Origin of the sequence: Sinorhizobium glycinis (assembly GCF_001651865.1) — a bacterium.
Lineage (GTDB): Bacteria > Pseudomonadota > Alphaproteobacteria > Rhizobiales > Rhizobiaceae > Sinorhizobium > Sinorhizobium glycinis.
On record NZ_LPUX01000053.1, the window covers coordinates 1,242,932 to 1,264,164 of the forward strand.

Here is a 21,233-nt window from a genome sequence, read left to right on the forward strand (position 1 = left end):
CTGCTATATGCGGCCCATGAGCACACCATCTTCCAAGACGCCCCTGTCGCATATCCGCAACTTCTCGATCGTGGCCCATATCGACCACGGCAAGTCGACTCTCGCCGACCGGCTGATCCAGCTGACCGGCGGGCTTGCCGAGCGCGAGATGTCCGAGCAGGTGCTGGACAGCATGGATATCGAGCGCGAGCGCGGCATCACCATCAAGGCCCAGACGGTGCGCCTGCACTACAAGGCCAATGACGGCGACACCTATGTGCTGAACCTGATCGACACGCCCGGCCATGTCGACTTCGCCTACGAGGTGTCGCGTTCGCTGTCGGCCTGCGAGGGTTCGCTGCTCGTCGTCGACGCCAGCCAGGGCGTCGAGGCCCAGACGCTCGCCAATGTCTACCAGGCGATCGACAACAACCACGAGCTCGTCACCGTACTCAACAAGATCGACCTGCCGGCGGCCGAGCCCGACCGTATCAAGGAGCAGATCGAGGAAGTGATCGGCATCGACGCCTCCGATGCGGTGCTGATCTCGGCGAAGACCGGCCTCGGCATTCCGGACGTCCTGGAAGCGATCGTCCACAAGCTGCCGGCGCCGAAGAGCCCCGGCGGCGACAAGGCGCCCTTGAAGGCGCTGCTCGTCGACAGCTGGTACGACACCTATCTCGGCGTCATGGTTCTGGTGCGCATCATCGACGGGGTGCTGACCAAGGGCCAGACGATCCGCATGATGGGCACCGGCGCCAAATACACGATCGAGCGCGTCGGCGTGCTGACCCCGAAGATGGTGGCGATGGATTCGCTCGGCCCCGGCGAGATCGGCTTCATCACCGCCTCGATCAAGGAAGTGGCCGATACCCGCGTCGGCGACACGATAACCGACGACAGGCGTCCGACGGCGGACGCCCTTCCGGGCTTCAAGCCGGCGCAGCCGGTGGTCTTCTGCGGCCTCTTCCCGGTCGATGCGGCGGATTTCGAGGAGCTGCGCGGCGCCATGGGCAAGCTGCGCCTCAACGACGCGTCCTTCTCCTTCGAGATGGAATCCTCCGCCGCGCTCGGCTTCGGCTTCCGCTGCGGCTTCCTCGGGCTCCTGCATCTGGAAATCATCCAGGAGCGCCTGTCGCGCGAGTTCGACCTCGACCTGATCGCCACCGCCCCTTCGGTCGTTTATCAGCTGACCATGACCGACGGCACCGAGAAGGAGCTGCACAACCCGGCCGACATGCCCGACGTCGTCAAGATCGCCGAATTCCGCGAGCCGTGGATCAAGGCAACGATCATGACGCCCGACGAATATTTGGGCGGCATCCTGAAGCTCTGCCAGGACCGGCGCGGCATCCAGATCGAGCTCACCTATGTCGGCAACCGGGCGATGCTCACCTACGACCTGCCACTCAACGAAGTCGTGTTCGACTTCTACGACCGGCTGAAATCCATCTCCAAGGGCTACGCCTCCTTCGACTACCACCTCGCGGACTATCGCGAGAGCGACCTCGTCAAGATGTCGATCCTCGTCAACGCCGAGCCGGTCGATGCGCTGTCGATGCTGGTCCATCGCTCGGCCGCGGAAAAGCGTGGTCGGGTCATGTGCGAGAAACTGAAGGACCTGATCCCGCAGCACATGTTCCAGATCCCGATCCAGGCGGCGATCGGCGGCCGCATCATCGCCCGCGAAACGGTGCGCGCGCTCAGGAAGGACGTGACCGCCAAGTGCTACGGCGGCGACGCCACCCGCAAGCGCAAGCTTCTGGAAAAGCAGAAGGAAGGCAAGAAGCGCATGCGCCAGTTCGGCAAGGTGGAGATCCCGCAGGAGGCGTTCATCGCCGCGCTGAAGATGGGCGATGAGTGAGGACAGCTAACGACTTTCTCGAACCTGGGGTTCGCTACAGGCCATTCTCTGAATCGTCCGCGAGAATCTCTTTGTCGAAATTCAGCTTTGCAATTAGCCGCTCGACCTCCTTGACGCCAATCCGACCACTAACTATCACCCGATAAGTAGCTCCGTCCTTCGACAGAATCCCGGATTGAAGCTCTCGCTCCCCCGCCGCAAGAGGTAGAGCGTGCTGCTCGTGGCTTTTTTTGTTGTCTTTGGTGCTACCGAAGCTTCGCTAACAGACTCGAACTCCGGACCAGGACCTTGGTCTAATTCATTCCGGCTGTCCTCCTCAACTTGCACTGCTTGGTGCCCAGACTCTCCGTTCTCTAACGCCGCGTATTCCAAGGTTGCCCTATAGACCCGCAGGACTTCCAGCGCCGCTTTGTGCGTAAAGCTGGAGCCATGTTCCTTCTCGCGATCACTGGTGAGATAAAACAAAGGTACACTGTCATTTAGACCTTTCGTATCTCCAAATTTCTGCCAGAGCTCCGCGAATATCTGCGGTTTTAAGGCCGCCGTTTTCTTCGCGGTTGGCCATAACGAAAAGGGCCACAAAACAGATTGGCTGATACCCAATCTGCAATGTGACCCGTGGTGTCAGCGGACATGCCCGAATCCGTTGGACGGATAAACTGGAAATGCCGATACTTGAACCGTTTGCCTATTCAGAATCGCATTTCCTGGTCTCCGTTTCAAGAGGGCACTCCTTCTTTGGAGATCATCATCATGAACGATAATGGCAAGCCGAGCTACACGCTCAGTTTTGAAGATGCCGTCGAGATCTGGCTTCGTAGCTGGAACGGAGAGTTCCAGAACCGCATTGCGGCCAGCCTCGACGTCAATCCCGGACGCGTCAACGAAGTGTTGAAGGAACGCAAACACGTCGGCAGTCGGCATGCAGCCCTAAAGAGGCGAGCCGCGTGACAGAAGCGGCCGAGCCAGCGCCGATGGCGCTGGCTTTCTTCGACTTATCTATAGTGTCATCCTCGGGCTTGACCCGAGGATCCATGCACAAGCCTACCAAAGCTCGAAATATAGATCGCGCCAGTCCGGATTCATCTTCTCGATGAGCTCTATCTTCCATTGCCGATACCAGCGTTTGAGGGATTTCTCGCGCTGGATGGCCGTGCCGATCTGCAGATGTTCCTCATACCAGACGAGTCGATTGCATCCATACTTCGACGCAAAGCCCGGCGTCAGGCCCTCTCGGTGCTCAAAGATACGGCGCTCGAGGCTCGATGTGACGCCAATGTAAAGCGTCCCCCGCTTGTGATTCGTAACGATGTAGACATAGCCGGCCATGCGCGGAGGATGCTTGGGCATGGATCCTCGGGTCAAGCCCGAGGATGACGGGAGAGAAAAGCGTCAATAACCAGGTACGGGTGACGTCGCTGTTGGGCAACCGCCGCCAAGCCCTGCGCGATTGATCTCGCCAGCGCCTCAAAGCAAATACCGCTTCGAAATCCGATCAACCAACCGCCCATCCTTCAGCGGCACCGCCTTGTCGACCCTGTAGTCGACGAAGCCCATCTTGCTGTAGTAGGCGATCCCGCCCACATTGTCGGCGCGGATCGTGGCGTTGATCGCCGTGAGGCCGGCGTCGCGGGCATGCGCTTTCGTGGCGGCGAAAAGCGCCGTTCCGGCACCGGGTAGCTTCGCATGGGGGCGGGCGAAAGTGCCGATATCCGCCCAGCCTTCCGGCAGGCCGTCCGAGCGCTCCAGGCCCTGGAAAGCGCAGGGCTGGCCCGAGCCGTCCTCCGCGACGAAGCAACTGACGAAGCCCGGCCCTTCCAGAAAATGGCTGACGAAGCTCTCGTCGGTAAACGGTGTTTCGTGCGCCGTGGTACCGCCGATCCTGATGATTTCGTTGAGGAAGGCACAGAGCGCCGGCACGTCTTCGGCCCGTGCCGGGCGGACATTGATCGTTGTCGCGTCAGCCATTCATCGTCTCCCGTACTGGATCTCTCCTCAGCGAAGAACCCGCGCCGGATTCCCTACCACGGTCGCCCCCGGCGCGACATCCCGAGTCACCACCGCGCCGGCCCCGACGATGGCACTATCGCCGATCGTGACGCCGGCCAGCAGAATCGCCCCGCCGCCGATCCAGACGTCCCTGCCGATCATCACGGGCCGGGCGGTCTCCAACCCGGCGCGGCGGAGCGCCACGTCCTTGTGGTGCTCGGCGCAGTAGATGTGGACGCCCGGCCCCAGCATCGAACCCTCGCCGATCGCGACCGGGGCGCTGTCGAGGATGGTGCAGCCGGCGTTCAGGTAGACGCCGGCGCCGAGCGATATGTTGATGCCGTAGGAACAATGGAACGGCGCCTCGATCACGACCTCCGCCGCGACGGCCGCGAAGAGCGCCTGCAGCGCCGGGGCCATGCGGCCGCGCTCGTCCGGCGCCATCGTGTTGTGCTGGTGAACCGCCCGGCGGGCGGCGGCGCGCAGCGCGTCGAGTTCCGGATCGAGGCAGGCATACCACTCGCCCGCCGCCATCTTTTCGCGCTCGCTCTTCGTCACGGCTTCGCCTGCCCCTTTGCCTTGGCGCGCGCCGCATTGAGGCGTTCGAGGCTTTCCCGCGGCCATTCGGCCTGAACGTCGTAATAGGCGTCGAAGACCCTGGCGCCCGCCGGCAGCGGCACCCAATCGAGTTTCGAGCGCGTGTAGATATGCACGTCCGGCGCAAATGCCGACGGCCGGTCGAGTGTCGTGAGGCGCAGGAACGAGAGCCACTTGCGGCGACCATAGTCGCTCCAGAGGGCCGACTGGCAAACGGCGCAGCGATAGACGTCGTGCGGACGGCCGCTATCGGTCGAGAGCGTCACCATCATGGGCTCGCCCGTCAGGATCTCGAGATTCTCCGCCTCGACGATGCCATTGATCACGAAGGCGCTGCCGACCTGCCGCTGGCAATCGCGGCAATGGCAGCAATGGACGAACATCGGCCGGCGCTTCAGCCGATAATGGATGCGGCCGCAGAAGCAGCCGCCTTCGATCGCTTCACTCATCCCGTCACCTCCTCATTGGCCCGAGATGACCACGGGTGACGCGGCCGTTCAAGTGCTGCTCCGAGGAGACGCGGTACTGAGGACCCGGCGGGGGTACGCCCGCGTCCTCGGCGCAAGATTCAGAATTGCTTGCCGAGCTTGGCGTCGACCGACTGGCCGTTGGCGCCGCGGACGGCGAAGAAGAAGGTGATCGCCGCCCAGAGGATCGACTTCTCGGCGCCGCCGAGGCCCTGGCCCTGGACGATGCCGTGGAAATAGACCGTGACGAGCAGGACGATGGTCGCCGCAAAGGCGGCGGGCCGGGTCAGGAAGCCGATGGCGATGAAGATGCCGCCGAAGAATTCGGTGGCGGAAAGCAGCGGCGACCAGAGGACGCCCGGATAGAAGCCCAGCCCCTCGACCATGCCGACGGCGCCGAACGGATCGAGGATCTTGCCGTAGCCGTGGGTGACGAGCAGCGCGCCCGCCAGCACGCGCAGCAGCGTTTCGGCAAAAGCGTCGAGCGGCAGGTAGATTTTTTCGAGCGCCGGCAGGATGGTCCGCGGGCGGCTGTTGGTTGCAGTGGTCATGCTATCCCCTCTCGCAATGTGTTGCATGCCAAAGTCTCTTGCCGCACATCCCTTCAAAAACAAGGACCGCGCGATAAAAACATGATTGCTCCAGTTGACAATTGTGTGAAGAGCCGGTGAGGCGCCGGTTGTTCCGCGCCGGTCGGAAAGCTATGGTGGCCGAAAACAGGACATTTCGCATGAATGAAAAGCCGCGCGTCACAATCCTCTACTGCACTCAGTGCAACTGGCTGCTGCGCGCCGGCTGGATGGCGCAGGAGCTGCTGTCGACCTTTGCCGATACGCTCGGCGAGGTGGCACTGATCCCCGGCACCGGCGGCAATTTCGAGATCCGCGTCAATGGCGAGCTCGTCTGGGAGCGCAAGCGCGACGGCGGCTTCCCGGGTCCGAAGGAATTGAAGCAGCGAATCCGCGACGTGATCGAGCCGGAGCGCGATCTCGGCCACGTCGACAGGAACTGACCCCCTGGACCTCGCCACGCTTGCCGGCGTCTTCGGTGCTGCCTTTCTCTCCGCGACCCTGCTCTTCGGCCTGTCGGAGGCGGCGGTGGTTGCCGCGGCCCTTTCGGCCGAGACGAGCCGGACTGCGCTGTTTCTCGCAGCGACCGCGGGCAATGTGCTCGGCGCCCTCGCCAATTTCGCGCTCGGCCGCTTCGCAATCCGTTTCGAGGACCGGCGCTGGTTTCCGGTTTCGCGCCAGGCGCGGCAAAAGGCCGAGACACTCTTCGCGCGCTTCGGCCGGCCGGTGCTGCTGTTCTCCTGGCTGCCGATCGTCGGCGATCCGCTGACGCTCGCCGCCGGGCTGCTCAGGACCCCGCTTCTGGTCTTCCTCGCCTATGTGACGATCGGCAAGGCGGCGCGCTACGCGGTCCTGCTGTGGCTGATGCCTTGAAGAGTTGAATGGGAGCGGCCCCCAAACCGCGTCGCGCCCGGAATCATGCGCGGGCGGTGCGCCTTTGGTGTCACAGGCGCCTCCCGTCAATGGGTCATCTTCGGGCTTGACCCGAGGATCCAAACACGAACAGGTAGTGTGCTCGCGTTTTTCAGAATCGGCGTGACCAATTTTCGAACATTGCTGGCATGCGCATGGATCCTCGGGTCAAGCCCGAGGATGACGCTGGAGTGGGGTCGAATCGACGATCGGAGCAAGCTCAAGGACAACAGTGCGCGAGGCCGCCGTCCCCGGAAGCGAGAAGGCCACCCTCAGCTATGCGCGAAAATATCCGTTTCCTCCCAGCCGAGCAGGTCGAGCTTGGCGCGCGTCGGCAGGAAGGCGAAGCAGGCTTCGGCATGGTCCATGCGGCCGTCGCGCATGAGGCGCGCCGTCAGCTTGTCGCGAAGAGCATGCAGGTGAAGGACGTCCGAGGCGGCATATTCGAGCTGCGCCGGCGAGAGGATATCGGCGGCCCAATCGGAGGACTGCTGCTGCTTCGAAATATCGATGTCGAGCAGTTCCTTGAGGTTGTCCTTGAGGCCGTGGCGGTCCGTATAGGTGCGGCTCAGGCGCGAAGCGATCTTGGTGCAGAAGACCGGGGAAGCGGTGACGCCGAAAGTATGGAACAGCACCGCGATGTCGAAGCGACCGAAGTGAAAGATTTTCTGGCGGGCCGGATCGGCAAGCATGGCAACGAGATTCGGCGCCTCTCTCTGGCCGGCGGCGATGCGGATCACGTCGGCGGTGCCGTCGCCAGGCGAGAGCTGCACGACGCAGAGACGATCGCGGCGGGGGACGAGGCCAAGCGTTTCCGTATCGATGGCGATCGCGCCGGTATAGCGGGCCGCGTCGGCTGCGGAAATGTCACCTTCGTGGAACCGTATTGTATTCGCCATCGAGAATCCCCAGATCGTTGCTGCATGATCCCTTAAATCGGAATCGATTTAAGGGCAAAACCATGCGGCGTTTCAAAGTGCTACAGCCTTAGCGCGCCTGACCGGACGCGCGGCGCTGTAGAGCGTAGCTGGCCTATAGCGCAAGTTTGTCGGCCGCGATACGGTGTCACTCAGTCGGCGTTTCGCCGCCGCCCTCCCGAAAGTTCGCAGGCATGACTTCGTTCCGTTCCACGCTGTCGCTTTTCCTGTCCGCCTTGATGCTGAGCTTCTCGGCCAATGCCGGCCTGGCGGACGAGGCGCCTCCGCAACTGGCTCAGAGCTTTCAGGACCTTCCCGGCGTGCAGCCATTGAATCCGCTGCAGGACGGCGAGAGCACGGTGTGCGAGCAGGTCTTCATCGACCGCTACGGGCCCTTCGAGCCCTCCCATGGCCGCCCCCGCTACGACACGATCTACCGCTGCCGCAAGGGCGACGGGCCGGTCTTCCAGAGCGGGCGGCTGCCGCCGTCGCTCGAACGGCAGAAGCGGGGTTTGAACTATTGAGTGCGGCGAGGTTTTGCCGACCAAAGAATGGAGGAACAGGATGCCAGAGACGAACCGACCGCTTGTCATCAGCGCGCCGGCGCCCCGTACGCTCGAGCTGATCTTCAGCCGGAAAGCGCTGGACGAACTCAACAGGCGGTATCGCCTCATTGAAGCCGACCCGGAAAACATCGCCAGCCTCGGCGACGCAACGCTTGCCGAGGTCCGCTACGTCATCGGCCAACCGCCGCTCGACGAGGCAACGCTCGCGCGCATGCCGCGGCTGCGCGCCATCCTCAATGTCGAGAGCAATCTCCTCGACAACATGCCCTACGAGGTGCTGTTCCGCCGCGGCATTCACGTCGTCACGACCGGGCAGGTGTTCGCCGAGCCGGTGGCGGAGCTGGGGCTCGCCATGGCGCTCAATCTCGCCCGCGGCATTGTCGACGCCGATCTCGCCTTCCGCGAGGGGCGCGAGCTCTGGGGCGGCGAAGGCAACCGCTCGGCGCGGCTCCTCTCCGGTTCCGAGATCGGCATCATCGGCTTCGGCGATCTCGGCAAGGCCTTGAACCGGGTGCTTTCCGGATTTCGTGCCAGGATCCGCGTCTATGATCCCTGGCTGCCCGGCTCCATTCTCACCGAAGCCGGGGTCGAGCCGGCATCGATCGAGACGGTGCTTTCGAGCAGCGATTTCGTCTTCGTCGTCGCCGCGGTCACCAGCGAGAACGAGGGTTTTCTCGGTGCCGAGGCCTTCTCGAAAATGCGCCACGGAGCTGCCTTCATCCTCCTGAGCCGCGCCGGCGTCGTCGATTTCGATGCGCTGATCGCCGCGGTCGAAGCCGGCCGGATCGTCGCGGCAAGCGACGTCTTCCCGGAAGAACCGCTGCCGCTCGACCATCCGGTCCGCCGGCTTCCCGGCTTCCTGCGCTCGGCGCACCGGGCCGGCGCGCTCGATCCGGCCTTCAAGAAGATGGGCAAGATGGTGCTCGAGGACATGGAATTGATGGACCGCAATCTGCCGCCAATGCGCTGCAAGCGGGCGGAACGCGAGACGGTGGCGCGGATGCGATCCCGGCCGGTCAGCGTCAATTGATGCGGACCTGCTGACAAGGGCGACAAACAGCCCTATTGCAAATCCCCGCTATCTTGCAAAGATCATTCGGCCAATCCGCATAGGGGCACGGAAACATGCGCGGCTCAGAGGAGAAAAAGCGTCCCGAGACCTGGACGCTCCGGTCGCTGCTGAGCCTCGTCATGGTCGCGATCCTCGTCGTCGTCTCCGCCACTCTCGTAGGTCTCGACTACCGCCGCGCCCGCAACGCGGCGATCGCGAATGCCGAGGCCAACATGGGGGCTTTCGTCGACCGCCTCGTCGATCGGCTCGGCATGCTGTCCGGCGACACGTCCGCGCTGGTCAGCCTCGTCGCATCCGTCGCCAATGCGTTTCTGCTGCCGCCGCCGGAGCGCATGAACGACAAGGTGGCGGTGCTGCGCGAAGGCATCATCCGCTCGCCCCATATCGACGGCGTCTATGTCGGCTATCCGAGCGGCGCCTTCTTCCACGTCGTCGATCTTCGGTCCGCGGCCTGGCGGATGGCGCTCGACGCACCGCGGGGGGCGACGCTCGCCGTCCGCTCGATGGAACGGGACGATCAGGGAAAGCGGCTCGACCGGGTCCTCTTCCTCGACGCAAGCGGCCTGCAGTTCGCCGAGCGCCGGGTGCCCCCGGCCGGCTATGATCCGCGGATGCGCCCCTGGTATCGCGCGGCCGTCAACGGAAAGGCGCCGATGGCGATTGGCCCTTACGAGATGGCAACGACGAACAAGCTCGGCATGACCATTTCGCAGGCCCATCGCGGCAACCCGAAGATCGTCATCGGCGCCGATGTCGTATTGGACACGATCACCGACTTCCTGTCTCGCGAACGCCTGACGGACGACTCCGTGTCCCTGGTTCTCGACGCCGTCGGAAGGCCCATCATCCATTCCGATCCGGTGGCGATGAAACGCATCCTCGCCACCAAGGACAGCACCGCGCCGGTTGCGGTGCCTGAAACCGACCCGCTCGTCGAGAGCATTCGGCGTAACCCGCCGACACCGGGCAAGGTGAGCTTTGTCGACGTCGGCGATCGCACCTATCTGGTGATGGTGACGGCGCTCCAGTCGGCAGTGCTTCTGTCCGGCCACCGGATCGTCGTCGCGGCGCCGCTCGACGAGTTGATGGCGGCCGCCAACGAGACGCTCGTCCAGGGCCTTGCCGTCTCGGGTTCGGTGGTGGTGCTTGCCGTGCTTTTCTCGCTGGTGCTCGCGCATCTGATCACCAAGTCGCTGAACCAGCTCACCGCCAGCGCCAACCGGCTGCAGGATCTCGATTTCACCACGCCGATCGACGTGCCCTCGCATGTGACGGAAATCTCGACCCTCAACGGCGCGATGAACAGGGCGCGCGATGCGATCTTCACCTTCGCGCTCTATGTGCCGCGGGAGCTGGTGCGCAAGGGCATCGAGTCGGGGCAGTTCACCGGCCGCGCCGGCTGGCGCCAGGAGGTGACGGCGCTGTTCACCGATATCTACGACTTCACCGCCATCAGCGAACACCACTCGCCGGAGGCGGTGGTCGCGATGCTGTCGGAATATTTCGACATCTTCAGCGAAGTGGTTGCCGCGCATGACGGCACGATCATCCAGTTTCTGGGCGATTCGGTCTTTGCCATGTGGAACGCGCCGGTCGCCGACCCGCGGCATGCCGAACACGCCTGTCGCTGCGCGCTGGCCGTCGAAGAGCGGCTCGCCGCCTTCAACGCGAAACAGCGGGAGAAAGGGCTGCCGGAGTTTCGCACCCGCTTCGGCATCCATACCGGCCCGGCCGTCGTCGGCAGTGTCGGCGCCAAGGAACGCCTGCAATATACCGCCATGGGCGACACGGTGAACGTCGCCTCGCGGCTCGAGGGGATGAACAAGGACTACGGCACGACGATCCTGGCGAGCGGCGCCGTGGTGGCGCAATGCGGAGACGTCATCGCCTTCCGCCCGCTCGGCCTCGCCCAGGCAAAGGGGCGAGCCGGTGCTTTGGAAATCTACGAGGTCCTGGCGGCCGCCGCGATCGCCGAGCAGCAGGCGGGCGAGCAGACGGGAACGGCGGCGTAAACGTTCATGCTCAAGCTCAGCCCGCCCCGATCACGTCCGGAAAATGCAAAAAGCCCGGCAATCCGGGCTTTTTCTGCATTTCTGAAGGGAAATGGTGCCCAGAAGAGGACTGGGCAATTAGACCTCTTCCCTATTGAAATTACACGATTTTTCCGCTCACCGTTTGCACCTTGTGTAGCACTCTTGTGGGGTGCCGCGCAAGTTCCCTCGTAGCTCCTTGCCTTACTCCGTCCGTGGACGGTAGTGTCGAACCAGTACGACGTGCGGGAATGCCAACACCCTCTCCACACCTCTTTCCCTCAGGGCTTTGGGAGCTTCGACGATCTTGCAGATGCGGCCCATGTCGAACGACCGGATGACCAAAGCCTCAATATCGTTGCTAAGGTAGGTGATGGGATCGTCGAGCCGGTCGAACACGTCAGGAAACCTTCTGGAGAAGTACCCGTAGACTGTGTCGTACTGGACTGGGACGCCGGGGGATTGGAGGTTGTTGAACTTGCGGGGCGACACAGGTTGAACCCGCTGTAGGGGCTTCGTGATCTTCTTCCGCATCCTCAGAAACCCCGGCGACCCGCCTCGACGGCCTTACTATCGGCCACGCTATTCGGGGTGCGGTCTATCCAATCTGATGCACTCAGCCCAGTTGCCGTCCATGTGCGGAATGTTTGGTAACGCCAGCGCTTCCCGAGGTTGATGCCGAGGAACATACCGCCACGCGAGACTTCCATTTCGAAGCCGCCGATCTTGATGAGCATTGCGTCGTCTCCCTATTCGCAAATCACATTGGGTCGATCCCCGTTCCGCCTCTATGAAAGCGACGAACCACCGTCAACAGAGAATATTGAAGCAAAACCAACGAGATGATTGCACCGCGGCAATGGCTCCACTGAGGCAAATATTTGAAGAACCGGCCCAATCCGCAGAAGCGCCGAGAGTTCAGGCTGCGGACGGCCAAGGAAATACTTCTGGCAGCGGGACAGTTGCCTGAGTGGAAACGTTCATGGTGCCCAAGAAATCTTTCCACACCATAGGCTTATGCACAGCGAAGACGCGTACGTTGCTTCCGTTCGTCCTCGGTCATCGCCCCAGCCGCGCGGAGTTCGGAGACCACATGCTCCTCGCCGTGGATGTCTGCCGGGTTGCCGAAGTTGGGCAGCACCTCGCGACCAGCCTCGGTCAATCGAGGTGGCCACGGCAGTAGGCCATGTAGACGTGACACGGTGTTCTCGATGGCTCGGAATTTCTGAGCAACGAATACATTTGACCGAGATAAAACTAGTGTTTACCTCTTGCTTCATGCATGTCCAACGTGGATGTAATGGAGGGGCTAATGAAACTAGGGATTGTTGCAATTGCTGCTGGGGTACTGGGAGCCGCTTCCGCGGACGCACAGACGTACAGCCAATATGGAAACCACATGTATGGGAGCGATGGTTCCAGCTACTCCCAATATGGCAACCACGTTTATGGAAATGACGGTTCCAGCTATTCCCAGTACGGTAATCAGGTGTACGGGAATGACGGATCCAGCTTCTCGAGCTATGGCAACCAGGTTTACGGAAGTGATGGATCGAGTTTTTCCACCTATGGCAATCATAGTTACGGCAGCAACGGATCGAGCTGCTCGACTTACGGCAATCAAACCTACTGCAACTAATGTCGGCGGTGGTAAAAATTGGTTGGCTTCTGCTGGAAGTAGAGGCCAGCGCCATCTATTTCGACCCTAGAAGCCAAATCAAAACCAACAAAAACAATGACCGGCGCAGCGGTGTTATGTCGTGTCCGGCGGTTCTATCCAGACTTAGTCGGACTTATACCGTCGACGCGCCGTACGACCTTCGACTGCGTTTTACAGGAACAAAAGATCGACCGGAAGTTCGGCCGGTGCTGTCGCAATCCTCAATTACGATTGAAAAGCTTCGTAAACAGTTCGTTTGGAGCCCGAGAGAGCAGTGGGCATCTCATGAGCATCCGGTTTTCCAGATAACAGCCCCTTATGTATTCACCAGTGAAACGCCCTGTTACCTCAATCAAGCGTTTCCTAGAGAGCTAATAGGTAGGCAGACTGGCTTCCGATTGATTGAAGGACGGTTTCCTATACACAATTGGCCCAGACCGCTTTCTTGGGCGGTGGAATGGCTCAACCCCGACGAAGACATCATCCTCAAGCGGGGGCAGCCGTGGTTTGATCTGTGTTTCGAGACCGACGACCCCGCCTCCTCCATTGCACTGAGAAAACAAGAAATGAGCGATGAGCTGAGGAAGCGACTGCTCGAAACAAAGGATGTGACCAGTTACATTAGGGGAACGTCAAAGTTGATGGGCAAATAGATGCAGTCGAAAATCATTGATTTTGAGATAGAAGGCCGAGGAAGAGCGGTTCTTTACGGGGACTTTTCAGTACTTAAGCCACTAATGGTCAACGGCGCTGCTCATGCGTTCCGCAGCGGCAGCAATGTTGTCGTTACATTGTACAGTGAAACAGGGATTTCATCCAACGGCTCCCTGATTTGCAGTGGCGACTTACGTTTATGTCTTGACCACCAAGGGTTGAGTGTACTCATCAATCAGCTCACCGCGATTAACGAAGCCTTCTTTCCGAGAGAGGAACAGCCCGACCTGAAGGCTCAACTGGCACAGCAATCCCCGTTACAGCGCGAAGACGTTTTGGGGCCACCTCTTTAATGGAACCGACGGGGTTGCAGTCAAATTGGTTATGCCCGTCGCTCTTAGGGCCTCGGGGAGCCCGTGGAGAGCCTCCGACCATAGTTTGGCAGCCCGAAACTCTTCGATCCTCGTTGCGCCGCAGATGAGGAACTGGTGTCGGGGGGGCCGGGCTTTGTTGTTGACGGCGGTGAGTTTCAGTTCGTTCATGTGAGAGGCTCGGCATCGCTGCGGCTAATCAACGGCCTCTCTGACAACATGCCATCCTTGAAGGCTTTGGCCTGAGACACCCCTTGGCTACCCTACAGTCGAACCCTACCCGAGACGAAATCCTTGCTCGTCTCCTTCGGCTAGAACCCGGCAATGAGGGACCGCAAACAACACCGATGCAGTCGCCAAGAGGGCAAACAAACTGATCCAGCGCCAACAGTTGGCCTCGGGAGGGGAGCCAGCTTATTGCCGCCAGTCCCCGCCAAGGAAGCGCTTCATGGTCTTCTGGCTACGGTTGCCGTCCGAAGGCGCTAGCCCCTCTGAAATGCCTCTACCGCAGCAGGGAGTGGGCGGTATTTCTGGACACGTACCGACCGTGTTTCGCTCTCGACGCAATCGACGTCAGCCCAAGTCTTGAGCGTACGGTCGCGCTGAAAGACGGGGATGTGTCCCTCCTTGTCGAGCGCCTTGCGAATGACACGTACCGTTCCACTGGGATCATGCCCGAGGTCAACGAGCTTCCGACACAACGGAGAGATTGGCCCCTTGGTCGTACTGCGGTTTCGACGGGAGGTGAGATCGACTGTGAGGCCGCTTTCGACATGACGGGCGACGTAAGAGCCGATCAGCTCAATGGTGTGCATGGCGGTGAGAACCGCTGGGATCAACGCAGGATACCTTTCCTGTTGGTGATGATGGTGAAGGTGAAGTGGCGCACTGCCGGAGCGCCCAGAGACCGGCATTCTTTGTGATGCGGTGGGGGCGAATTACGAACGCCGGGGGTTTGGCTGGACGTTGGCACCGGAGACCGGAGGAGTCTGTGTTCGCTACCCCAAACGTTGTCCGTGTGGCGCTGCAGTGGGGGTGACGGAGCCTGTCACGGATGCCTCACAGATCGCCCAGGGCGAAGACAGACAGCGCAACTCCGGTTGACCTATAGGGCTGGAGGAGATCGCTGATCCTCCTCATTACAGGCGGGACCTCGGTGTGAGCGATGGAATGCTTCCACGTGGGTGCCACGGAGATCACCTGCGAGAGGGGAGCCACAGTGCCAGCCTAAGGCGGTACCGCAGGTGTAGACCGTGGTTCACTGCGGTTACGCTATGGTCATGGGGAGGAGATGGAATGGTCCATCCCTCTTCTCTCAGGGAGCTTTGGTCAGGAACCCCGGTCCATCTGGGTGGATGCCTTAGCTATAACCATAGAGGAACCCGGGGTAGACCTACTGTTGCCCCAATTCGCCAGAGCACTGTCGTCGGGCTTCCCGGCGCTCGTCGAAGTCTGCGCCGTTGATCTCGACAAGCTCCATCCGGTCGGCATCGAGTGGCATGTTTGACCGAGCAATCCGCTTGGCGCGGCACAGTCGTTTCGAGCGGAAGACAGACTGACGGCCACCGCTCAAGACCTCCTCCCCGTCGAAGTATGTCACCGCGAAATATCGGACTGGTCGTGATTGTTTGGCCTCGGTGTGTGCCATGGTGATTTCCTTTCGCGGCGTCGATGGGATGGTGGGGCGCAAGATCGAGAAGAAGTTGCTCCTGTTGTCCCTATTCGGCCCCGCGCCATGGCACCGTAGCGGCCTCCTGAGCGCATTCTGCGGTTGCGGCTATGGTGATGGCAGGAAGACGTTCCCGCCTCTGGAAAGCCCCTACCGCAACAGAGTACGGCTATCCGCTATGAGGACCGAGAAGAGACCCGATCCAAGACCCTCGACACTTGCGTCGGCGTCCACTTGCCGCCCCGGGATGTCGGAATGTTCATGCTGTCCAACGTCTCAGCGATAGCGCTCAGGGTCTGCCCCGACGCTCTCAACGGCCCGACAATCTTCATGACCTTGGCTGCTTCGGCATCCGCCTTCTGCTGGATCGCTTCGTTGCGCTTCATCGTCTTGTCGCGGAGACCACCGAGACGGACGCCTCGTCCCTTGGCAGCCTTAAGCGCCGCCTTGGTCCGCTCGGAAATGAACGTCCGCTCCTGTTCCGCTAACGCCGCGTAGATGTGGAGCTGGAACTTGTCCGCTTGGGGCATCTGCGCGACCCGGAGCTTCACCCTCTTGTCGTCCATCAGCGTGGCGATGAAGGAGACCTTACGGCTCAGCCGGTCCAGCTTGGCAACCAGCAGCTCAGCCCCCGTCTTGCGCACCAGTTCCAACGCCTTGGCCAGCTCAGGGCGTTCACTGTCTGCTCCCGACTGCACGTCACGGAACTCCCCGATGATCTCGAAGGGTATGTCGGAGAACTTGTCGAGGAAGATGGCGATGTCCCGCTCCTGAGCCTCCAGCCCAAGACCACTACGGCCCTGATCCTCGGTGCTCACTCGGGTGTAGATGACGTATTGCTGCATGTCCGATCTCCTGTGTTGGAGGGAGCATGTCAGCGCCATTATCAAATGTCAACGTTCGTTGTGCGTGTAAACCGGCACGCGATCAGAGGAAACCCCGCCGAGTACATCGCTGCGTGTGCTCCGACTTCGTCGCGCTGAATTGGACAAGCGGTACGGGCGGAGGAGAGAATTGCTGCCGAGATGTGACAGATCGGAGGGGGTACCGGGGGGGAACGCGCCCATCCGCTAATCTGATTGGGTGCCGGACATTTTTTCGATAAACATCCGGCCCCTCCCTATTGACACATCAGAAGCCAGCGTAAGGCCGCCTCAGAGCATTAGCTTACAGCTACGCCTCTTCCTGCTCATGTGGATAGTCCGCCGCTACGAGGCTCGTCCAACCTGTGCGCGTCGGGCGATTTACTCCTGTCACAATTGATTGGCCTTCTGTCATGTAGACGTTGCCGCCACGGTGGATACAGGCGCGAATGACAACCTTTCGAGGATGGTCCGGGTCAGCTTTGGCGGACCTGATGTAAGCGTTAAAGAGAGAGGCTTCGGCTTTCGCCGGTAGCTTCGGCCCAAGGATGCGGTCGCAGATTTCCGAACTGAGGTTTCGGCGCGAGCCGTGGTGGGGGACCTGAAACTTGTCTACTCCGGGGAATGAAACGCCTGCATTAGGAGCATAATCCAGTGCTTCGGTTAGCCCGTCTCTTCCGGCATCGGCAGTTAACAAAATCCGTTGGTCACACAGCACCCCGTATTGAACGACACTCATTTCATTCTCACGGCTGCTCGACTCGGGCGAGAACGCCTCCAGCCCCCACGAAGCGAGCGTGTAGTTTATGGCTCTCTTAGCTGCTTCGAGAACAAGTGAAGCCAATCCCGTGAACGCCGACGCCTTCTCGCCCATCGAGGTTTCTGGTGTGCGATCCGACTCCCATACACACTGCAAGAAATGATTAAGGGAAGGGGCGAGGACTGTGAAGACACCGATGGTGGCACCCTGGAGCGGCTCATAGATCGGGATGCCGCGATCAATAGCGATGTCTTCGAGAGCAGCAAGATTAGGATATAACTCACGCAACTTGCTTACGAGTGCCGACCTGCTTTTGTAGGTTGGAAATCCTGGCATTAACAAATCAACGTAGTGCCACGGCCTGAGCATCCAGAGTGCACCGACGTCGAAAGCTTCGAGAACGGACCGAAGCCCGACTGTATGATCACCATCTGGATGTGTCGCCACGACGTGATCGATATAACTCGGACTGCCGTAGTGATCTCGGATGTGGGTAACCAAGCGCTCCCCAGTCTCCGCAAAACCACCATCAATAACGTGTATGAACTCTTGGCCATTCAGGGAGTAGCGAAGGGAAATTGCATCGCCACTCTTCTGCGTCTCCACTGCCAAGAAGTCTAACTCATAGAAGTCGGCCATTTACGACTCGCCCCAAATCAGTGATAGCTTGGACTAAGCTTGCGAGCATCCTGCGCGAAATCAACCAGTGAGCGAGGCCGAGCGTGGAACATTTCGACTTATACACAGTCAAAGCGAGGCTCGCCCCCGCGATCATCACAGTGGCACCAGCAATAGCGCTCCTCGTCGCAGTCCTCGATCTCCGCTCTTTCGATGCGACCCAACTCTGGGCGACCATTGGACTTGTTGTGGTGCTGTTCGCGCTTTCAAACGTTTCCCGCGAAGCGGGGCGTAGGGTTCAAAATCGCGTCTACCGTGACAACGGCGGTTGGCCAACGTTCGATCCAATCTACTATAGCGATCGAACCTTCAGCGACGAGGCAAAGCTGAGGTATCTGTCTTTCCTAAGCAAGCAATTGCGGCGGCCTTATCCAACGATGGAGCAAGCCACTTCTGACCCCCTGGGCGCGAGGCAATTCTACAATGAAGCTGCTACATGGTTGCGTGAAGCCACACGAGACACTACTCAGTATCGCATCATATATGATGAGAATATTACATACGGATACTTCCGAAATCTGCTCGGTCTAAAGTGGATCGCCCTCATGATGAACTTAGCAGTAAGCCTGACCTGCCTTCTTATACTTTATGGATACATACAGTGGTTCAACGATGCCACTGCTTCGCTTCCATATGTTTTGACGGTAAGCGTTCTCCATTTCGTATACGTCCTGTTTGGCGTGTCGGATGCGCGAATGAGAGAGGCGTCAAAACGATATGCGCGACAGTTACTTCTGGCATGTGACAAACTTGATGCACCCGAAACGAAGTATGCCGCACCAGTTTGAGGGATGTCCGACATCAGATAGGCCATGACGCTAAGGAAGCTTTCGCCCCCGTAGCCGCGACAAATCAAGGCCCTTGTAGGAGACCGCGTCGATCTTGGCTCCAAAGTCCCGCACACCATAGCGTCGGTTGCTCGTCTTTCCTTTGCCGATGTAATGCCCTTGTATCCACTCTCGCTCTTCCTCGGTTAAACCGCTACGTGCTGCGGCGGTAGTCCAAGCATCGCGAAAGCCACGCAGGGGCTTGTTACCGGCCTCAGGAATGGCGCCGTTCTCGCGGAGATACTTGCCCCACCACGCCGCGAAGCTGGAGTGCAGATAGCGGCGCTTTCCTTTTGTGGTCAGCTTGGGAAATAGCGCCAACTCCCCCGCCTTTTTGAGGCTCTCGACGTACTCCGCGAAACCAAGGTCCAACAGCCGCTTGGCGACCGGCAGGGTTCGCCTGACCAAGGGGTTCCCATCGGCCTTTATGTTTCTGGCGCCTTTCATGGGATGGGTACCCTCGTCGGTGATCCGTAGGCACCATGCTTTCTCTTCATCGTCGAAGAACACGTCGCTGACGAGAAGCTGACAAATCTCCTCTGGGCGATTGCCGTACGTCAAGAGCAAGAGCGGCACCCAGAATGACGCTTCTCCTCTGCCCCCGAGGGGGCGCGTTCCCTGCGTAAAGACCGGTAGATTGAAGATGGCTTGCAGTTGGGCGGGAGTGAACCCCTCGTCGGCTGCTGGCGCCCTCTCTTCGACACGCTGCTCACTGAACGGATTATCAAGAGATCGGTCAATGTGTCCCCGCTGTCTCGCCCACGTCCAAATGGAGTTGAGATGGCCGACATGCCCGTTGATGCTCTTGCCAGAAAGTCTCGGTACGTCGGAACGTTCTGCATATGCCGTGACCAGTTCACGCAAGCCGAGGCTGCGGTGGTCTTTATCAGGTTGCGTGGGTTTGCGCTGCAGAAGCTCTATCCAATCAGCTACTTCCCTGCGGCTGATGGCTGCCATAGGCTTTTGACCGTGAAAGCTTTCGAATAGCCGCAATGCCGTCTCGGTCGCCTCGGTCGTAGCGTGTCCCTTACCTTTCATCGCCAGCTTTTTCTCAGACATTTCGCGGATGGTCGGTCCGCCGTCACCGGTCGTGACATCTGCTGACGGGGGCGTCGGGTTGGGTTGCCTGTTCAATTCCAGCGGCGGGAAACGAGATACGACCGTGTCAGGGCTATAGTCGCCCCCGGCGTTCTGCGCGAGGCGAACCGAAGCCTGAGACAGCGACACGCCAACGGCAGCTATAAGAGCGGAGCGGCTGTCACTATCGACGACAAGCCGATGTTTCGCCAAGATCGGGTCAACAGCAGGGCCAAACCACCGCTCCCGCGCATCCTGAGCCATGCCCTTGATCTGTAGCAGGACGAGCTGCTTCCATGTCTCGGGCGAACCGGGATTATCGTCGAACGACGAAACAAGCTCGCGATAGGCTTCGCCAGCCAACGCGACGATCTGCTTTTGGGTCAGCCGCTTCGGGCCTTCACGAAGTGACCGCCAGATGTCGTTGAGGTATGCAAGGACGACTGACTTCCGCGCCTTCGCCTCATGAGGATCGCGAGTGCGCAGAGAGCCCGTGACTTCCTGAGCTGCGGGACCGACAATCGTGTGGAGGACCTCGTCGCCCACAGGAATTGCCAAAGCACACCCCCCTGGCCCTGTCGAGGACATCGCGTGGAATGCGCTGCCTGAACTGGAGGACTGTCGAACCTTTGCGGAGCATGGGGGATGCCATTCTGATGCGCATGTGTGTCACCCGTGTGTAGCACTCGGGTGAGCGAAGATCATGCAAAATCAGTTAGTTGAACGTTTACAACACGTTCAAAGGGAAATGGTGCCCAGAAGAGGACTCGAACCTCCACGCCTCGCGGCACAGGTACCTGAAACCTGCGCGTCTACCAATTCCGCCATCTGGGCGACGGACCGGCATGTAAAAGGCCGGGGACGAAGTGTCAACAGGCATTTTGAAGTTTTCACGCCCGGACGCGAAAAAGCACTGCGGGGCGGCGGCGCCTCGTTGTGCCCGGCCTTCCTCCGATCGGGCCGACGCGTTCCAACCCCTCAAAGATGCGGCAAGAATTTCGGTGACATGAGCATCGAAGAGGCGCATGCTTCCTCGGACGGCTGATCGGCGCGGAATCCGGCGTCCGAGTACGTGCTCGCGCCCCGACGTCAGGGAAAAAGGCCACCCAAACAAGAGTCTAGGAGGAGGGACAAGAACCAGAAAGCACGCCTTTCGGAAAGTGAGATGAAGATGACGGGATTTCGAAATTTCGTTATGAGCTGCGCGCTGGCGGCCGCCTCCATGATCCCCCCTGTCGCGCCTGTCCAGGCCATGCCGCGTCCGGCGCTCGACATAGAGATCAAGGCCCCCGCAGACATCCAGAACGTGACCCACCGTGGATATTATGGTCGGGGCTATTACCCGCGCTGGCGGGGCGGCTACTACGGTGGCTGGCCGGGTTACCATCACGGCTATCGCCGGTCCGGCATCAGCTTCTACTTCGGACCGGGCGTCGGGTACTATCCGCGCTATTATTACGGCAACCGGTATTATTACGGGACCCGCTATTACGGCCCGGGCTACTATCCCGGCTACTATCCCTACCGGTATTACGGGGGTTACTATCCGTACCGCTATTATGGCCCGCGGTACTACCGGCCTGGCTTTTATGGGGGCTTCGGCCGGGGCTGGTAAGGGCTCGCTCGATGAGGCGCGGCGGCTTTCGCCGGGCCTCCCGATTTTTGAAGGCCGCGTCGCGGAAGACTGCCGCAAGCGGCATTGCGAGAGTTCG

At 60.4% G+C, this 21,233-nt stretch carries 24 protein-coding genes and 1 tRNA gene; 12 read left to right on the plus strand and 13 right to left on the minus strand.

The genetic code is table 11. The features are described from left to right. Positions 1-7: 7 nt before the first annotated feature. Entirely contained in the window at positions 8-1,843 is a 1,836-nt protein-coding gene (gene lepA, locus AU381_RS10650) for a translation elongation factor 4 (protein ID WP_064241671.1), read from the plus strand. Positions 1,844-2,518: 675 nt separating this feature from the next. Beyond that, positions 2,519-2,794, plus strand: coding sequence for a hypothetical protein (locus AU381_RS10660; RefSeq protein WP_244520039.1), 276 nt, complete (start codon positions 2,519-2,521; stop codon positions 2,792-2,794). A gap of 93 nt (positions 2,795-2,887) precedes the next feature. Here the strand turns inward: AU381_RS10660 and AU381_RS10665 are convergent, their stop codons facing one another. The 5 genes from AU381_RS10665 to AU381_RS10685 all read right to left on the minus strand — a co-directional run bounded on the left by AU381_RS10665 (position 2,888) and on the right by AU381_RS10685 (position 5,447). Beyond that, positions 2,888-3,172, minus strand: coding sequence for a GIY-YIG nuclease family protein (locus AU381_RS10665; RefSeq protein WP_064241905.1), 285 nt, complete (start codon positions 3,170-3,172; stop codon positions 2,888-2,890). Positions 3,173-3,310: 138 nt separating this feature from the next. Next, on the minus strand, positions 3,311-3,811 hold the full coding sequence (locus AU381_RS10670; protein WP_064241674.1) for a GNAT family N-acetyltransferase: 501 nt from the start codon (positions 3,809-3,811) through the stop codon (positions 3,311-3,313). A 27-nt stretch (positions 3,812-3,838) separates the two neighbouring features. Then, a complete protein-coding gene (locus AU381_RS10675) occupies positions 3,839-4,390 on the minus strand; it encodes a sugar O-acetyltransferase (protein ID WP_082909782.1) in 552 nt (183 codons plus the stop codon). After that, a complete protein-coding gene (locus tag AU381_RS10680; protein WP_064241675.1) occupies positions 4,387-4,878 on the minus strand; it encodes a GFA family protein in 492 nt (163 codons plus the stop codon). Before AU381_RS10680 ends, AU381_RS10675 begins: the two co-directional genes overlap by 4 nt. A gap of 119 nt (positions 4,879-4,997) precedes the next feature. Then, on the minus strand, positions 4,998-5,447 hold the full coding sequence (locus AU381_RS10685; RefSeq protein WP_064241676.1) for a DoxX family protein: 450 nt from the start codon (positions 5,445-5,447) through the stop codon (positions 4,998-5,000). Positions 5,448-5,626: 179 nt separating this feature from the next. Between AU381_RS10685 and AU381_RS10690 the strand changes: the two genes are divergently transcribed. Together AU381_RS10690 and AU381_RS10695 are read left to right on the plus strand one after the other, a co-directional pair. Then, the gene (locus tag AU381_RS10690; protein ID WP_064241907.1) at positions 5,627-5,908 is read left to right on the plus strand and encodes an Rdx family protein; all 282 of its coding nucleotides are present in this window, start codon (positions 5,627-5,629) and stop codon (positions 5,906-5,908) included. Between the two features lie 85 nt (positions 5,909-5,993). Continuing rightward, positions 5,994-6,338, plus strand: coding sequence for a YqaA family protein (locus AU381_RS10695; RefSeq protein ID WP_064241677.1), 345 nt, complete (start codon positions 5,994-5,996; stop codon positions 6,336-6,338). Positions 6,339-6,649: 311 nt separating this feature from the next. Here the strand turns inward: AU381_RS10695 and AU381_RS10700 are convergent, their stop codons facing one another. Next, positions 6,650-7,276: a ribonuclease D gene (locus AU381_RS10700; protein ID WP_064241678.1), complete on the minus strand. Its 627-nt coding sequence runs from the start codon at positions 7,274-7,276 to the stop codon at positions 6,650-6,652. 212 nt (positions 7,277-7,488) lie between these two features. Here AU381_RS10700 and AU381_RS10705 point away from each other — a divergent pair, with 212 nt between their 5' ends. The 3 genes from AU381_RS10705 (at position 7,489) to AU381_RS10715 (ending at position 10,944) form a co-directional block, all read left to right on the plus strand. Next, a complete protein-coding gene (locus AU381_RS10705; RefSeq protein WP_064241679.1) occupies positions 7,489-7,818 on the plus strand; it encodes a hypothetical protein in 330 nt (109 codons plus the stop codon). A gap of 40 nt (positions 7,819-7,858) precedes the next feature. Next, entirely contained in the window at positions 7,859-8,890 is a 1,032-nt protein-coding gene (locus AU381_RS10710) for a hydroxyacid dehydrogenase (protein WP_064241680.1), read from the plus strand. Between the two features lie 95 nt (positions 8,891-8,985). Further along, a complete protein-coding gene (locus AU381_RS10715) occupies positions 8,986-10,944 on the plus strand; it encodes an adenylate/guanylate cyclase domain-containing protein (protein WP_064241681.1) in 1,959 nt (652 codons plus the stop codon). A 222-nt stretch (positions 10,945-11,166) separates the two neighbouring features. Here AU381_RS10715 and AU381_RS10720 read toward each other — a convergent pair whose 3' ends face one another. Both AU381_RS10720 and AU381_RS10725 read right to left on the minus strand, forming a co-directional pair. Beyond that, entirely contained in the window at positions 11,167-11,496 is a 330-nt protein-coding gene (locus AU381_RS10720) for a hypothetical protein (protein ID WP_064241682.1), read from the minus strand. Between the two features lie 2 nt (positions 11,497-11,498). Continuing rightward, positions 11,499-11,699, minus strand: a complete 201-nt coding sequence (locus AU381_RS10725) for a hypothetical protein (RefSeq protein WP_064241683.1) — start codon at positions 11,697-11,699, stop codon at positions 11,499-11,501. Between the two features lie 575 nt (positions 11,700-12,274). Between AU381_RS10725 and AU381_RS29645 the strand changes: the two genes are divergently transcribed. From AU381_RS29645 to AU381_RS10740, 3 genes are read left to right on the plus strand one after another with little or no spacing between them, the layout of a single operon-like run. Further along, positions 12,275-12,601, plus strand: coding sequence for a hypothetical protein (locus AU381_RS29645; RefSeq protein WP_199275321.1), 327 nt, complete (start codon positions 12,275-12,277; stop codon positions 12,599-12,601). Further along, positions 12,601-13,275 carry a hypothetical protein gene (locus tag AU381_RS10735; protein ID WP_156528567.1) on the plus strand — a complete coding sequence of 225 codons (675 nt, stop codon included), beginning with the start codon at positions 12,601-12,603 and terminating at the stop codon, positions 13,273-13,275. Before AU381_RS29645 ends, AU381_RS10735 begins: the two co-directional genes overlap by 1 nt. Continuing rightward, positions 13,276-13,629, plus strand: a complete 354-nt coding sequence (locus AU381_RS10740; protein WP_064241686.1) for a hypothetical protein — start codon at positions 13,276-13,278, stop codon at positions 13,627-13,629. 1,411 nt (positions 13,630-15,040) lie between these two features. On the opposite strand, the gene AU381_RS10750 is transcribed toward AU381_RS10740, so the two are convergent. The 3 genes from AU381_RS10750 to AU381_RS10760 form a co-directional block, all read right to left on the minus strand. Beyond that, the gene (locus tag AU381_RS10750; protein WP_064241688.1) at positions 15,041-15,295 is read right to left on the minus strand and encodes a hypothetical protein; all 255 of its coding nucleotides are present in this window, start codon (positions 15,293-15,295) and stop codon (positions 15,041-15,043) included. A gap of 197 nt (positions 15,296-15,492) precedes the next feature. Further along, the gene (locus tag AU381_RS10755) at positions 15,493-16,161 is read right to left on the minus strand and encodes a recombinase family protein (protein WP_064241689.1); all 669 of its coding nucleotides are present in this window, start codon (positions 16,159-16,161) and stop codon (positions 15,493-15,495) included. Between the two features lie 328 nt (positions 16,162-16,489). Continuing rightward, the gene (locus AU381_RS10760; RefSeq protein ID WP_064241690.1) at positions 16,490-17,578 is read right to left on the minus strand and encodes an MBL fold metallo-hydrolase; all 1,089 of its coding nucleotides are present in this window, start codon (positions 17,576-17,578) and stop codon (positions 16,490-16,492) included. 83 nt (positions 17,579-17,661) lie between these two features. Here AU381_RS10760 and AU381_RS10765 point away from each other — a divergent pair, with 83 nt between their 5' ends. After that, a complete protein-coding gene (locus AU381_RS10765) occupies positions 17,662-18,405 on the plus strand; it encodes a hypothetical protein (protein ID WP_064241691.1) in 744 nt (247 codons plus the stop codon). 30 nt (positions 18,406-18,435) lie between these two features. On the opposite strand, the gene AU381_RS10770 is transcribed toward AU381_RS10765, so the two are convergent. Both AU381_RS10770 and AU381_RS10775 read right to left on the minus strand, forming a co-directional pair. Continuing rightward, the gene (locus tag AU381_RS10770) at positions 18,436-20,079 is read right to left on the minus strand and encodes a site-specific integrase (RefSeq protein WP_156528568.1); all 1,644 of its coding nucleotides are present in this window, start codon (positions 20,077-20,079) and stop codon (positions 18,436-18,438) included. Positions 20,080-20,270: 191 nt separating this feature from the next. Further along, positions 20,271-20,355 (minus strand) — tRNA-Leu (locus tag AU381_RS10775). 337 nt (positions 20,356-20,692) lie between these two features. Between AU381_RS10775 and AU381_RS10780 the strand changes: the two genes are divergently transcribed. Continuing rightward, positions 20,693-21,136, plus strand: a complete 444-nt coding sequence (locus AU381_RS10780) for a hypothetical protein (RefSeq protein WP_064241908.1) — start codon at positions 20,693-20,695, stop codon at positions 21,134-21,136. Positions 21,137-21,233: the final 97 nt, after the last annotated feature.

Bases quoted from the DNA above. Each gene is read 5' to 3' on its own strand.
- AU381_RS10710 (WP_064241680.1), top strand. From the start codon at position 7,859: ATGCCAGAGACGAACCGACCGCTTGTCATCAGCGCGCCGGCGCCCCGT.
- AU381_RS10725 (WP_064241683.1), bottom strand. From the start codon at position 11,699: ATGCTCATCAAGATCGGCGGCTTCGAAATGGAAGTCTCGCGTGGCGGT.
- AU381_RS10685 (WP_064241676.1), bottom strand. From the start codon at position 5,447: ATGACCACTGCAACCAACAGCCGCCCGCGGACCATCCTGCCGGCGCTC.
- AU381_RS10720 (WP_064241682.1), bottom strand. From the start codon at position 11,496: ATGCGGAAGAAGATCACGAAGCCCCTACAGCGGGTTCAACCTGTGTCG.
- AU381_RS10760 (WP_064241690.1), bottom strand. From the start codon at position 17,578: ATGGCCGACTTCTATGAGTTAGACTTCTTGGCAGTGGAGACGCAGAAG.
- AU381_RS10665 (WP_064241905.1), bottom strand. From the start codon at position 3,172: ATGGCCGGCTATGTCTACATCGTTACGAATCACAAGCGGGGGACGCTT.
- AU381_RS10750 (WP_064241688.1), bottom strand. From the start codon at position 15,295: ATGGCACACACCGAGGCCAAACAATCACGACCAGTCCGATATTTCGCG.
- AU381_RS10740 (WP_064241686.1), top strand. From the start codon at position 13,276: ATGCAGTCGAAAATCATTGATTTTGAGATAGAAGGCCGAGGAAGAGCG.
- AU381_RS10700 (WP_064241678.1), bottom strand. From the start codon at position 7,276: ATGGCGAATACAATACGGTTCCACGAAGGTGACATTTCCGCAGCCGAC.
- AU381_RS10690 (WP_064241907.1), top strand. From the start codon at position 5,627: ATGAATGAAAAGCCGCGCGTCACAATCCTCTACTGCACTCAGTGCAAC.
- AU381_RS29645 (WP_199275321.1), top strand. From the start codon at position 12,275: ATGAAACTAGGGATTGTTGCAATTGCTGCTGGGGTACTGGGAGCCGCT.
- AU381_RS10680 (WP_064241675.1), bottom strand. From the start codon at position 4,878: ATGAGTGAAGCGATCGAAGGCGGCTGCTTCTGCGGCCGCATCCATTAT.
- AU381_RS10780 (WP_064241908.1), top strand. From the start codon at position 20,693: ATGACGGGATTTCGAAATTTCGTTATGAGCTGCGCGCTGGCGGCCGCC.
- AU381_RS10735 (WP_156528567.1), top strand. From the start codon at position 12,601: ATGTCGGCGGTGGTAAAAATTGGTTGGCTTCTGCTGGAAGTAGAGGCC.
- AU381_RS10705 (WP_064241679.1), top strand. From the start codon at position 7,489: ATGACTTCGTTCCGTTCCACGCTGTCGCTTTTCCTGTCCGCCTTGATG.
- lepA (WP_064241671.1), top strand. From the start codon at position 8: ATGCGGCCCATGAGCACACCATCTTCCAAGACGCCCCTGTCGCATATC.
- AU381_RS10670 (WP_064241674.1), bottom strand. From the start codon at position 3,811: ATGGCTGACGCGACAACGATCAATGTCCGCCCGGCACGGGCCGAAGAC.
- AU381_RS10715 (WP_064241681.1), top strand. From the start codon at position 8,986: ATGCGCGGCTCAGAGGAGAAAAAGCGTCCCGAGACCTGGACGCTCCGG.
- AU381_RS10755 (WP_064241689.1), bottom strand. From the start codon at position 16,161: ATGCAGCAATACGTCATCTACACCCGAGTGAGCACCGAGGATCAGGGC.